Origin of the sequence: Acinetobacter sp. YH12241 (assembly GCF_013417535.1) — a bacterium.
Classification (GTDB): domain Bacteria; phylum Pseudomonadota; class Gammaproteobacteria; order Pseudomonadales; family Moraxellaceae; genus Acinetobacter.
On the sequence record NZ_VPDQ01000005.1, the window covers coordinates 26,090 to 38,254 of the forward strand.

19 protein-coding genes are annotated in these 12,165 nt (G+C 40.6%); 15 read left to right on the plus strand and 4 right to left on the minus strand.

Translation table 11 applies throughout. From position 1 onward, the window contains the following. Positions 1–179 precede the first annotated feature (179 nt). The 10 genes from FTV18_RS04340 to FTV18_RS04385 all read left to right on the plus strand — a co-directional run bounded on the left by FTV18_RS04340 (position 180) and on the right by FTV18_RS04385 (position 5,396). Positions 180–1,127 (plus strand): sensor domain-containing diguanylate cyclase, encoded by a 948-nt coding sequence (locus FTV18_RS04340; protein ID WP_180018003.1) that lies wholly within the window; start codon positions 180–182, stop codon positions 1,125–1,127. Positions 1,128–1,173: 46 nt separating this feature from the next. After that, positions 1,174–1,413: a hypothetical protein gene (locus FTV18_RS04345; protein WP_180018002.1), complete on the plus strand. Its 240-nt coding sequence runs from the start codon at positions 1,174–1,176 to the stop codon at positions 1,411–1,413. 314 nt (positions 1,414–1,727) lie between these two features. Further along, the gene (locus FTV18_RS04350; protein WP_257229520.1) at positions 1,728–2,195 is read left to right on the plus strand and encodes a hypothetical protein; all 468 of its coding nucleotides are present in this window, start codon (positions 1,728–1,730) and stop codon (positions 2,193–2,195) included. Continuing rightward, positions 2,192–2,728 (plus strand): hypothetical protein, encoded by a 537-nt coding sequence (locus tag FTV18_RS04355; RefSeq protein ID WP_180018000.1) that lies wholly within the window; start codon positions 2,192–2,194, stop codon positions 2,726–2,728. Before FTV18_RS04350 ends, FTV18_RS04355 begins: the two co-directional genes overlap by 4 nt. A gap of 1 nt (position 2,729) precedes the next feature. After that, the gene (locus FTV18_RS04360) at positions 2,730–3,851 is read left to right on the plus strand and encodes an ATP-binding protein (RefSeq protein ID WP_180017997.1); all 1,122 of its coding nucleotides are present in this window, start codon (positions 2,730–2,732) and stop codon (positions 3,849–3,851) included. Then, complete coding sequence (locus FTV18_RS04365) at positions 3,848–4,528, plus strand: putative quorum-sensing-regulated virulence factor (protein WP_180017995.1); 681 nt, start codon at positions 3,848–3,850, stop codon at positions 4,526–4,528. The genes FTV18_RS04360 and FTV18_RS04365 overlap by 4 nt, the downstream gene beginning before the upstream one ends. Next, positions 4,525–4,809, plus strand: coding sequence for a hypothetical protein (locus FTV18_RS04370; RefSeq protein ID WP_257218572.1), 285 nt, complete (start codon positions 4,525–4,527; stop codon positions 4,807–4,809). Before FTV18_RS04365 ends, FTV18_RS04370 begins: the two co-directional genes overlap by 4 nt. Beyond that, the gene (locus FTV18_RS04375) at positions 4,809–4,973 is read left to right on the plus strand and encodes a hypothetical protein (protein WP_180003601.1); all 165 of its coding nucleotides are present in this window, start codon (positions 4,809–4,811) and stop codon (positions 4,971–4,973) included. Before FTV18_RS04370 ends, FTV18_RS04375 begins: the two co-directional genes overlap by 1 nt. Beyond that, the gene (locus FTV18_RS04380; RefSeq protein ID WP_179992479.1) at positions 4,966–5,118 is read left to right on the plus strand and encodes a hypothetical protein; all 153 of its coding nucleotides are present in this window, start codon (positions 4,966–4,968) and stop codon (positions 5,116–5,118) included. Before FTV18_RS04375 ends, FTV18_RS04380 begins: the two co-directional genes overlap by 8 nt. Beyond that, the gene (locus FTV18_RS04385) at positions 5,118–5,396 is read left to right on the plus strand and encodes a hypothetical protein (protein ID WP_034171181.1); all 279 of its coding nucleotides are present in this window, start codon (positions 5,118–5,120) and stop codon (positions 5,394–5,396) included. Before FTV18_RS04380 ends, FTV18_RS04385 begins: the two co-directional genes overlap by 1 nt. On the opposite strand, the gene FTV18_RS04390 is transcribed toward FTV18_RS04385, so the two are convergent. Beyond that, positions 5,393–6,412: a site-specific integrase gene (locus FTV18_RS04390; protein ID WP_180017993.1), complete on the minus strand. Its 1,020-nt coding sequence runs from the start codon at positions 6,410–6,412 to the stop codon at positions 5,393–5,395. The genes FTV18_RS04385 and FTV18_RS04390 overlap by 4 nt on opposite strands. 280 nt (positions 6,413–6,692) lie before the next feature. Here FTV18_RS04390 and tusD point away from each other — a divergent pair, with 280 nt between their 5' ends. From tusD to FTV18_RS04410, 4 genes are read left to right on the plus strand one after another with little or no spacing between them, the layout of a single operon-like run. After that, positions 6,693–7,061 (plus strand): sulfurtransferase complex subunit TusD, encoded by a 369-nt coding sequence (gene tusD, locus FTV18_RS04395; RefSeq protein WP_004785936.1) that lies wholly within the window; start codon positions 6,693–6,695, stop codon positions 7,059–7,061. 44 nt (positions 7,062–7,105) lie between these two features. Beyond that, entirely contained in the window at positions 7,106–7,456 is a 351-nt protein-coding gene (locus FTV18_RS04400) for a hypothetical protein (RefSeq protein WP_005235449.1), read from the plus strand. A gap of 17 nt (positions 7,457–7,473) precedes the next feature. Next, complete coding sequence (locus FTV18_RS04405) at positions 7,474–7,758, plus strand: hypothetical protein (protein ID WP_180017991.1); 285 nt, start codon at positions 7,474–7,476, stop codon at positions 7,756–7,758. A gap of 14 nt (positions 7,759–7,772) precedes the next feature. After that, a complete protein-coding gene (locus FTV18_RS04410; RefSeq protein WP_005235445.1) occupies positions 7,773–8,084 on the plus strand; it encodes a TusE/DsrC/DsvC family sulfur relay protein in 312 nt (103 codons plus the stop codon). A gap of 109 nt (positions 8,085–8,193) precedes the next feature. Here FTV18_RS04410 and FTV18_RS04415 read toward each other — a convergent pair whose 3' ends face one another. From FTV18_RS04415 to ybaK, 3 genes are all read right to left on the minus strand, one after another. Continuing rightward, positions 8,194–8,676 carry a hypothetical protein gene (locus FTV18_RS04415; RefSeq protein WP_180017989.1) on the minus strand — a complete coding sequence of 161 codons (483 nt, stop codon included), beginning with the start codon at positions 8,674–8,676 and terminating at the stop codon, positions 8,194–8,196. 64 nt (positions 8,677–8,740) lie between these two features. Then, entirely contained in the window at positions 8,741–9,994 is a 1,254-nt protein-coding gene (locus FTV18_RS04420; protein ID WP_034705621.1) for a YncE family protein, read from the minus strand. A 209-nt stretch (positions 9,995–10,203) separates the two neighbouring features. Next, positions 10,204–10,671, minus strand: coding sequence for a Cys-tRNA(Pro) deacylase (gene ybaK, locus FTV18_RS04425; protein ID WP_180017987.1), 468 nt, complete (start codon positions 10,669–10,671; stop codon positions 10,204–10,206). A 1,033-nt stretch (positions 10,672–11,704) separates the two neighbouring features. On the opposite strand from ybaK, the gene aroQ reads away from it, so the two are divergent. Further along, positions 11,705–12,160, plus strand: a complete 456-nt coding sequence (gene aroQ / locus FTV18_RS04430) for a type II 3-dehydroquinate dehydratase (protein ID WP_004785950.1) — start codon at positions 11,705–11,707, stop codon at positions 12,158–12,160. Positions 12,161–12,165: the final 5 nt, after the last annotated feature.

Genomic DNA, 12,165 nt, shown 5'->3' on the forward strand with positions numbered 1-12,165 from the left:
ATTATATGAAGTAATATTCCTATTTATTAACCGATGGAATTTCTAGAAATTTTAAGTAAAGTGAATTAAATTTTTGAATAATTAGTGAGCTAATCAGTTTAAAATTATAATATATGACGCTGTAGTCTAAAAATTGTTTTTTTCCACATCTCTCTTAGTACAAATAACGGGCTAACTTAATGAATAATATTAACTTTAAGAATTTCGAAGAAGCTGGCCAAGCCATTTTAAAATTCTTATCTCAACGATTTGGATTTAAGCTATGGATGATTACCCGTACTGAAGGTGATGACTGGATTGTGTTACTAAGTGAAGATAATGGCTATAACGTTAAGCCAGGACAAGTATTTCGATGGGCAGATTCGTTCTGCTCACACATGGTACAAAATAATGCGCCCCGCATTGCCCCTTACTCGCCCGATGTTCAAGTTTACGTAGACGCACCTATAAATCACTTAGTCCCAATTAAAGCCTATATCGGCCAACCTCTGTATAAAGAAGATGGGTCCCTTTTTGGCACTCTCTGTGCAATCGATCCTGAACCTCAATCTAAAAATCTGGTCGAGGAAGCTCCATTATTTGAGCTGCTAGCACAAGTGCTTAGCTATAATATTCAAGCTGAATTAAAAGCCGCTGAGTACATACGTAAAGCTGAACGGTTTGAAATGGAGGCATTGTCCGATCCCATGACTGGCCTTTTTAACCGTCGTGCTTGGGACCAGTTAATTGTATTAGAAGAAAAGCGCTGCAAGCGATATGGTCACCCTGTTGCTATTCTCATGATTGATCTTAATGACCTCAAAATCACCAATGATACTTTGGGGCATGCTGCAGGTGATGAACTCATTCAAAAAATGGCTTTAACCCTCAAAAACACTGTACGCAATAATGATATTGTCGCTCGTCTAGGTGGTGATGAGTTTGCTGTACTCAGTATTGAAACCAACCGAGAAAATGCGGATAAACTTGCAACCAGAATTCAAACTGCTATTGCAAAAGCCGGCATTAGTGCTGCAATTGGTTTTGCAATGCGAAATCCCACATACGGTCTATCAGCAGCTATCATAGAGGCAGATGAAAAAATGTATCAGGATAAAGCCCTGGGCAAATCACCTGAGACTAATTAATAAAAAACGCGAACCCGAGCGGCTCTTGGATCGGGTGGAGAAATAGATGTTTGAGTTATCTGTTATTGACATTTCAGGAAGCAAATCTAAGCCCCTCTATGCAAGGGAGTTTAAAACCCATCCCCGCATTGGCGAATGGATTGACATAGAAATAGATGGTGAAAGCAATATGTTTGAAGTAATTAAGATTGCTCATTCAACAAATGGTGGCGATTCTGATTTGTATGTAAAGCTTTTAGGACCAACTTATCAAGTTGTTGGTGATCTTTGCTGTAAAAATGATTAGCAATATTCGCACAACTCTCATCAAGTTTACGTGGATCAGTAATAACGACACCTATAAATTGATGTCCTGTAATTGATGAGTTCTCATTAATTGTTATTAGCTTTCCTTTTTTTGTAATACCAATCATCTCAAAAACTCCAAACAACCCATCCCTGTGATGGGTTTTCTTTTGTCTATTAAAACATAAAAGTTTCCATAAAGAATAAAAAGTTTCTTTTAATAAACTTTTCTCTTGACTATAAAGTTTCCTTTGGTAAACTAAATTCCGTAGACAACAAAAAGCCCCAGCGTAGCCTACGACAACTACCTGGAGCGTGACCCACTCTCTCTCAGTGAGTAAAGAAATTATGAATGCAAAATTGACTCCACACAATAGCTTCAAGGTAACTCTTGTTGCTACTGCCTTAACTGTAAGCGCATTAGCGTTTGGTTGGCATGCTGACTTTGGCACTAGCCAAGCAGCACCAGCTCAAAACATTCAGTCTGAATACGGCATCGTATCTTTAAAAATGCTTGATGGCGTACGCGGTGAAGCGATCCTTAACCTTGATGGCTTTCGTTTGGAAATCACTTCATTTGAAGTTGAAGCCCATCCAGACGACTACGGTGTACCAGGTTCTGAATTCACCAATGTAGAAGTAGTAGAACTTGGTGAAATCAAGGTATTCGATGCAAATGGCAATCCATACAACGACTTCACTGATTATCAGGATCACCGCGAAATCAACGCAATGATCGCTGGCTATATCATAAAACACCGTCTGGTGGAGGTGCAGTCATGATTCTTAAATCTGCCGATCAAATCTTTGAAGCACTTTTGAATGGCCAGCTGGTTTACTGGTGTGAATATGGCTCTGATGATTGGTCCCCGCTTAATGACCAAGCACAAGTTAATTTTGCTGATCTTTACACTGGTTTCCTGCAATTCAAAGCAGATGAACTACCTGTCATTCCAATGTCAGTAGAGTTTGGCTCAACTCATCGTTACTTCTCTGAATACATCAAGACGTTTGAAGGACTTGAGATTTACAGGGTTGGTAAAAATCGGGTGAGCTACTTCGCTTTACGTGTCAAAAGCTCAGGAACTATTGCTGACTATTTCTGCAATACGTTGATTTACTCCATCCAACCTGACGGCTCTCTGAAGAAAATGGATAAGTCTACAGCTCCACAGTGGATTCTAGATGGTTTGGAAAATGCGCGAGTCGCCATGCGCAAAAATAAACGACATCAAGTTTTAGAAAGTACCGGCTTCTTTGGGTCTGAGGACTATAAGAACTTTAAACGCAAAAACCGTCAGCTAGGAGTGCGTTGAGATGGCGATTAATATTATTCCAGCGGATCAACCGCTATTGGTACAAGCCATTATCGTTTATCTGTACGCAGATCCGGGCTTGGGTAAAACATCAATTGGCTTCACTGGTGAAAAAGCAATTTCATTCGACTTCGATAAAGGTTCTCACCGTACTGGTGAACTGCGACGCGGTGCTGTGGTTCAGGTCAATCAATGGGCTGATGTGGCTAACCTGACTATGCAAGACCTTGAACCATTCAAAACGATTGTGATTGATACCGTCGGTGCAATGCTTGAAAGCATTAAGACTCACCTATTGCTAAACAGCACAAATAAGCAGAAAGATGGCTCTTTAAAACTTAAAGCCCAAGGTTTGGCCAATAACATCTTCAAGCAATACGTGAATACGCTAATTGCTTCAGGTAAAGACGTCGTTTTCATTGCCCATGCATCAGAAGATCAGAACGGTGACCAGGTAATTTACCGACCAGATCTGGGTGGTAAGAACCGTAATGAGCTGTACCGCATTGCAGATGTAATGGGTTATCTCACCACTGTGCAAACAGGTGAAGGCAAACATGAACGTGTGATCAGCTTTAGACCTTGCCCTACTCACCATGCCAAAAATGCAGGTGGTTTAGGCGGTGAAACTGGTGAAGTGTGGGTTCCAGACTTAAAAGCGAATCCCTCTTTCCTGGCTGATCTCATCAAGCAGGCCAAAGACCACATCAACACCATGACACCTGAACAGCTTGCATCAATGAAGGCACAGGAAGATTTAGATAACTGGATCCAGAGTTGTGCTGAAGCTCAGTATGCCAGCGACCTAAACCAACTTACTGAGTCTATCGATAAGAATCATACGTATTACAAAAATATGCGTGTTGCTCTTAAGACCAGAGCTGACGAAATGAAATGCACCTTCGATATGCAGCGTAATGCATGGGTAGATCCTGCTGAGTTCTTTGGCATCAATGACCAACAACTGGCTGAGCTTCAGGACTTCGTCGATGAGCGCGGCCTTGATGCCAAAACTGTATGTGAGCATCTCGGTATTGATGCACTTAACCAAATCGAAGCCAGCAAACTGGCGACTGTACAACAAGAAATTGAAAAATTGGCAAAGGAAACTATTAACGCATGAAAGCAATAATTTTGGACACGGAAACTCATACGATTAATGGTTTCCCTATTGAAATCGCATACGCACCTTGCTCTTTTGAGCAAGGTAACTTGGGGTTTGATCAAAGCCAGATATTTGATGAGTTCTACTCATGTCCTGAGCAGATCGCATACGGTGCAATGGCAACTCACCACATCCTGGAAGCTGACATCGAAGGCAAGCCAAGCTTTGATACTTTCCGCTTGCCTAAAGATGTGGATTGCTTGATTGGCCATAACATCAATTACGACATTGAAGCGATCCGTAAATGTGGTACGGATGTTCCTGAAAAGTCTATCTGTACTTTAGCTCTAGCTCGCTTCACATGGCCTGAACTAGAAACTCATACGCTGAGCGCTTTGTTCTACTACGTAAGTTCAGACAAGGAAAAAGCACGCAATTACCTGCGTAATGCTCACAGTGCGAAGTATGACATCTGGTTCACATACATCATCCTGAAAAACATCTGTTTAAAACTGGGTATCAAAGACATGAATTCATTGCATGTCCTATCTGAACAGGTACGCACTCCAAATGTAATGCCTTATGGCAAACATAAAGGTACTCCATTAAAAGAGGTTCCAAAGGACTATGTGAAATGGATGCTGACCACTGATATTGATCCTTATCTGCGTAAAGCATTGGAGGCAGCGGCATGATTTTCAAAATCAAAAAGAAACATGAAGTCGGTTTCAAGCTTTGGCTAGAAAAGCTGGGTTATACGAAGAAAGAACTGACAGATGGTAGCTCTACATTTTCCGGAAAAGGTACACGTAAAACCCTGAGCTATGTGTTTTTAAAGAATGATTTAACAGGTAATGCTGCATGCCAGATGTTATTCGATGAATATGAAATGCACCTGCACTGCCCGAATGTTTCGAATGAAACCAGCGAAAACTTAGCAAAGATTGTGGCTAATCAGATTATGAAGGTGGCGTGATGGATAGTACTAATCAAGTAGTTAAGCCAACTCCCTATGACGATGCTCAGTTTCTCTGGTGCACCAAATGGTGTGAAGAAAAAGGTTTAAGCCCATACGATGCTAAAAACTGGGCTGATGCGAAATTTGAATATTTAAAACTGCAGGAGAAAAACAGTGACTGAAGTTCAAGAAAACATTGCTGTATCCAAAGGTCAGGAAGAAAACGTTATTGATAGATTTATTGCTGACGGTGGTTTTGATCAGGCTTTTAAGGATGTGTTTGGTTTACCGGAATCAGTACAACAAAGTTTAAAAGAGGTAACTTAATGGCTCGATACACCATCACCGTTGAAGCCGAAAGACCGCCTCAAATTATGCTGGGTCAGACTATCGGTGGTGCAACGGTGAAGGAGCTTAAAGAGGTTGAAGTTGAACTGGTTTCAGCTTCTTATCTGGCTCAAAAATACAATCTGTCAGTGACCACGATTCGAGAAAAATTAGTTTCGATTAATCAAGGCACACAAGGCAAGGCGCTATACAATCCAAAGTTGGCCCATGACCTGCTGACAACCAAAGTTAAAGTAGGCAGACCGAGAGCTAATTAGCTCTCACTGTCGTTAAACATTTCTACCAAATCCTGAGCATCTGGATTGTAATAAGTATTCACCAGCATTGAGATAGTTTTGTGGCCAGTAATTTTGGCTAGCACTTCAACCGGTAATTTTCTCACCTTCACCATTCTTGTGATGGCTTCATGTCGTGAATCATGGAAGTTGATATGTGTAAGCCCTGCTCTTTTCTTTGCTCTCATCCATGTAGCACAACATATCTGTTTATCAATGGGCAGAAGTTTATCTGTTCCTTTAGGTAATAAAGAAAGCAGTCTTTTGGCTTCACCAGATAAAGGCACGTTTCTGGACTCACCATTTTTTGTCATCGGTAAATGCACAAAGCCTTCTTTAATATCCTTCCTACGCATTGCCAGTATTTCACCCTGACGCATAGCAGTTTCCAGAGCAAATCGAAATGCCCATGCTACATAGTGACGTGACGTTTCTGGTGTTGTAGATCCATCCCAACTTAACGCCTTTAGCAACAATTCTTGATCTTCTTCTGTAATACGCTGGCTTCTGGATTTTTCCTTGCTCGGCATGGTGACCGCATGCCAGACGTTAGAATCAATCAAAAACAGTTCTTTCATGGCATAGGTAAACACGGCTGAATAAATGGCGTGTTCATTCCTGAGTGTTGCAATCTTCACTTCTTTTTTGCGGTTATTTCGCCATTCTGCAATGTCAGCAGGCTTGAAATCATAAATAGACTTATCAGCTAAATTTGGTGCAATCCGGTCAAGGTTTTTAATTTTAAAATTGATCGTTCTTGCAGATCGCATGTGCCGGCCATGCTCTTGATAGTATCTGGCACAAAGTTCCCTAAATGGATAATCCGGCTTTTCGCCTTGTTCTATTGCCTTTTTACCAGACCGAAGTTCAAGCAATTTATTATAGGCCCACTGTTCACATTCCTTCGCTGTGTCTCGGGTGGCTGAATATCTTTTCTTGTCAAAAGTGACAATGATGCGCCAGCTGAACCCTCGCTGGATGGGTTTGGGTATTTTCATTTTATTGGTGCAGATTTGGTGCAGATTACTTTGCATTTTATCGGTAAAGTAAAAAAATGAAAGGATATAGAAGGGATTTTGTGCAGTTTTGGGTATGGTTTAGTGACGGGATAGGATTAATAGACTATTTTAAATTATTGTTTTTATTATAATTAAATCTTATTATATTTTATTTTTTGTTTTTTTATCAGAAAAGATCATCTAAAATCATTGTATACTACCTACTTTCTTTGTAGCCAAGATCATCATCCCGCGTTGATCAAGCCTGTAGTGAATTTCGATGAGCACCTTAATTCTTGTTACCTCCGCACCGACTTCTATTTATGCCTGGCATGCGCTTGGACTCGCCCAAGCTTTACAACATAAACAGGAAGCTTTCCGTGTATTTTTCTATCAAGATGGCGTGTCGGTCGCAAATGCATTGCAATGGGTGCCCGACGACCAGCGTCATCTCACACGTTCCTGGCAGGATCTGAATATCCGCTTACCTGTTTGTGTCAGTGCAGCCTTAGCGCGTGGGATTACAGATCAGGAAAATGCTCAACGTCACAATATTCAGCAACATAATCTTGCTGATGGTTTTGAATTGGTCGGTCTAGGCGAGCTTGCTGATGCTGTTCAGTCCTCACAACGTCTAATTCAATTCTAGATGCTTCATTTTTCAGGATGTGTTGCTTTTAAAAGGAATCTTGTGTGAAATCTGTACTTGTTATATTAACCCAAGCCAACCTAAACAGCTTACAGGTGCATGAAAGCCTGTCTGCCACGATGGTACTGGCGACCTTCGGCGCTGAAGTTAAAGTATTACTCCAAGGCGCAGCCTTGAGTCTTTTACGTTCTGAGCTTCAGTTTGACCAGCTGAAACATGCCTTTAAACTGGCTTCAAATCTGGTGGATAGTTTCGAATTTTATGACCTGACACCTATTCTGGTTGAACAGAAAAATCAGGACTCTCCTTTTGTAAAGCAAAGCGAGCAGGAGATTGAGTTGATTGAACTCAATTCAGAATTCGTTCAAAAATTTGATCACGTATTGTATTGGTAAGGACAAAGGATAAATAAATGTCAGATCAAACCCTTTACCTGATCCAGTCAGATTATGCAGCGACGGCGTCAGTCCTTGATCAATTAGCACAGCTCCATGCTTTAGATAATCAGGTGGTCCTGATGGGAGAATCTGTGCTGTATCTGGACCATGCCTTCGTACAGCAACTACCGCAAGTTTATATCCTAAAAAATGATGCAGAAATTCTGATCTCACCTTTATCGGAAAATGTTGCTTTACTCGACTACTCCGAATTTGCAGATCTATGTCTGAAATTTAGTCGTTGCATCTCAATGAAATAATCCATGAGTCACATATGAATCTAGAACTGGACCAAGATGGTCATTTAGTCGATTACACCATCTGGAATGAAGACGTTGCCCAAGTACTGGCAGATACACTAGAACTTCAACTTACTCCTTGGCATTTTGAAGTGCTACAGGCAGTCCGTCAATTTTATCAGCAGTTTGGGCATTCTCCTGCAACCCGCCCGCTAATTAAGTTTTTGATGAAGACAGTCAGCCCGGAAATTAACAATGCCTTATTGCAGGAAAAGTTTAATACGGGTTTAGTGGCACGTCATTTAAGCCGACTGGCTGGTATCCCGAAACCCGCGAACTGCTTATAAGTTTTAATCTAAAAAATGAATGAAGAAGAAGTCCGTTTCTACGGGCTTTTTCTTATTAAGCTTATCTATGATCTGTATTCACAACTAAATAAAGCTTTAAACCGGAAGATTAAAAACTTTTCTGATCCAATGCATTTAAGGCTTGATCAAGCTGTGGAGAGATTTCAGGCAGAACTTTCTGCAAAAATTCTATTTGAGCTCTCGCCTCTTCCGGAGCAACGACCCGGGCATTCACCAGATTCTGCTGCTGTACCAGCAAACGATCCAGCTGGCGTTCATCTGGCTTCTCGCCTTGACTTAAACCATTCATCATTTGGGTAAAATCCAGATAAAGCTGCTCTCTCTGTTGTAATAAGACCTGCTGTTCAGAATCCACTTCCGGGTGTCCAGCCGTTCTTGCCGGTACAGGTGGTTTAGAAATTAAACTGGAAGTAATCAGTGACTTTGCTGGAAAAGTCATCTGATCATCAGGTTTCAGTATATTGAACTCTGCCTTATAGATATCCTTATGAACCTGATAAGCAATCCCAACCAGAATACCGGTTAATAACATTCCCGCCAGCAGATATAAAGTAAGTGTTTTGTTCCTCATATATGCCACCTACAATGCTTAGAGCAACGTTCATAACACATTGCTCTTTTTAAGCCATTATTTGCTACGGCGTAGACCAGTCTGCTGGAGCATAACCGATCCGGACACGCTGTGGATGATTGCCTACAGGTACACTGGTCACTTTATTGCCTGTCGCGAAATCAATTACGGTCACCACATCCGTTTCACTTTCTGAAATGATACAGCTACGGCCATCCGGACTTCGGGTAGCCCAGTATGGTTTACCTGCAGGAATCAATTTTCCGGCAGTCAGACTCTGACGATCAACAATAGTGGCGTAATTATCCATCGTGCCCGCAACACAGAGCTTCTCACCATCTGCACTGATCGACAGGCCATGATGGCGGGAATCATTCACCCATTTAGTCCGGTCTTTAGGAATGCTATCGCTACCTGGCAACTGCCCAATACGGGTTACTTTATTCTGGTTTAAGTCATACTCAATCAAACCATTAAAAAATGATACCTGAGCATAGAGTTTACTTTCATCCTTGCTAAAGACCATCGGCCGCACTGAATTAGATAAATCTTTTCGACCAAACGCATCCAATGCCGGTCTAAAGTCAATTTTCTTAAGCACCTGATGGGTATTGGCATCTGCAATGGTGATATAGCGTTTACCCTTGGTGAAATCCTGCCACTGCGCATCAAGAGAGGTTTCTACATTACCAATGGCCGAGTTCAGAATTTTTCTGCCATTATCAAAGTAGATATTTTCATGCGGTTTATCACCCGTCGCAAATCGACCAAGTTCCTTACCAGTATGAATATCCAGTACATGCACCACATTTCCGGAAGATGCGGAAACCGCGACACGCTGGCCATCTGGTGAAACTGCCATATGATCCGCGCGGAAGCCTTCAACTGGAGTACGCCAGTTAATTTTGCCTGTCTTGATGTTGATAGAGACCACATCGGCAAAACTTGGACGGGATGCGACCACTGACTGTCCATCTGGCGTGGAATACATATCGTCGACCAGCTGATCATTACCTTCACCCGCAGTAGCTTGAATATAGGTATAGGCAATCAGTTTAATGGGATTGAGGTGAATCTCTTTCAGACGCTCCTTACGATCAGGAATCATGTTGATCACACCAACCTTGCCAAAGTCACCTGAAGATCGAATCACTGTAACTGTTCCATCCCAGTTATTACCCACAAAGAAAACTTGCTGGGAATTGGGCGGTTGAGGCAAGGTAGACGAATCTGCCTGTGCAGTTGAAAAGACTGAGAGCATGGCCATCGCGGACAAGCTCATACAGAACCGTGATAATCGTTTTTTCTGGATTTCCATGCGGTATTCTCCATATTTTCTATTTTATTGTTTTTATCTTTGTTCAATCCACAGTCAGGCCGCGGATCTCAATCATCCACTATACAATGAAGAAAAAACCATGCTGAATTTTCCGACAGAATAGAAAGATAAGAATCCAGAAAAGTTGAAGCGTCCATTGATATGAACGCTTCTCAGTAAGATAGTTTTATTGAAAAATGCTTTGAACTTTAGACATCCAATACATCAACGAATTGAGCATCTAGAACCTTAGCTAGGTCCGCAGGTTTTAAACCAATATCCAGACCGCGTTTACCCCCACTGACATAGATTTTATTCAGCTGTTCTGCAGATGCATCAATGACAGTTTTCAGGCGTTTTTTCTGCCCAACCGGACTAATCCCACCGACAAGATATCCGGTTAATCGTTCTGCCTGTTTAGGATCTGCCATCTGCAATTTCTTACAACCGAATGCAGCAGCTACTTTTTTAAGATTAAGCTGATGATGAACAGGTAATACTGCCACAAAATATTGCTTTTCATCTGTGACCAATAAGGTTTTAAATACTTCTTCTACTGCCAGCCCTAACTTTTCTGCTGCTTCCAAACCAAAGCTTTTGGCATTGGCATCATGTTCATATTCGTGAATGCTATATTCAATTTTTTGAGATTTTAATAATTTGCATGCAGGTGTCATAACAGCTTCGATAGTATTTTGACGGGATCTTCATTATAGCTTATCAAGTCTGCTTGGGTTTTATTCTGTGATTCTGAATAGCTTATATAATCAATATGTGTTCAAAATACAATCAGATACCATTAGCTTTTAATCCAGAATATCTATTCATATTGCACTTTAACTGAACTTAACTATCCCATTTATCATTGTAATTCCGCATACCATCTTGTTCTTAAGCTTAAAAATTCATCATTTAAAAACATAGGCAACATTCAGATGAATAACAACGCTTATACATGAAGTGCCATTTTGCCAATGTTATTGAGCGAACATAAAGAATTACAAATAAAGGTAAGCTTTAGAAAATTGAGCACATTCGTCAATATTAGATGAGGCCAGTAAAAGATTAATGAAGAATCATAAGTTTTTAATTTTACTTTTACGGCCAGTATCATTTAGCCAATGTTCAGTAGCAATGAGCCTATCTCTTTTTGCAGAAAAATAATGTGTGACTTGCTTTACTAGCGACATAAAACCCATTTAATACTAAACTTCACTTCATACCATTTATCAAATAACTTTTTGATTTTTATTCCAAGTTTGATATTTTAGTTTACAGAATAATGAATAGAATAAAATTCTGATTCATTCAAAAATCTAATGAAAATCCGGTCTTTTACCGATCACCACAATTTTTGATATGAGCAGAGACTTCGAGTAATAATTTTTATTTTTGACCAGCCATTGCCGAATAAACACTCAATTTAAAAGAATTATGAATAAACATTGAGGTCTAACTTACACAGCATAAATGTAACAATTCAGCCAATTCATCTAAAATATAAAAATGATGTAAAAGACGAAGATTTGGTAGTTTTGAACATTGCTAAATGCTTGCAAAGTTTTCATTATATGGCCACTGCGTGGTACATGCTTTTCTATGTCAATTCAAAGAAATTATAAAAATAATGTAGGAATTCATGCCATAATAGGCGAAGTTTGTAGACATCTTGCAAACCTATCCTGAAACTTTTTAACTGGAGCACCATAGATGACTTCGACCATTTTGGTTATTCATGGACCGAATTTAAATTTGCTAGGAAAGCGCGAACCCGAAGTTTATGGTTATTTAACTCTAGAAGATATTAATCAGCAGCTCACTGCTCAGGCTGAAAAAGCTACTTTACAACTTGACACTTTCCAGAGCAACTGGGAAGGCGCAATTGTTGACCGAATTCATCAAGCCCAACAAGACGGCGTGCAATATATCATTATTAATCCTGCTGCCCTGACACATACCTCAGTTGCAGTTCGTGATGCACTTCTTGGCGTGGCAATCCCGTTTATTGAAGTCCACCTGTCTAACGTCCATGCACGTGAGGCATTCCGACATCATTCATATCTATCCGATAAAGCTATTGGCGTGATCTGTGGTCTAGGTGCAAAAGGCTATGCTGCCGCACTCGACTATGTCATTGAAAAAATACAATCTTCTAAACAATCTTAATTAGG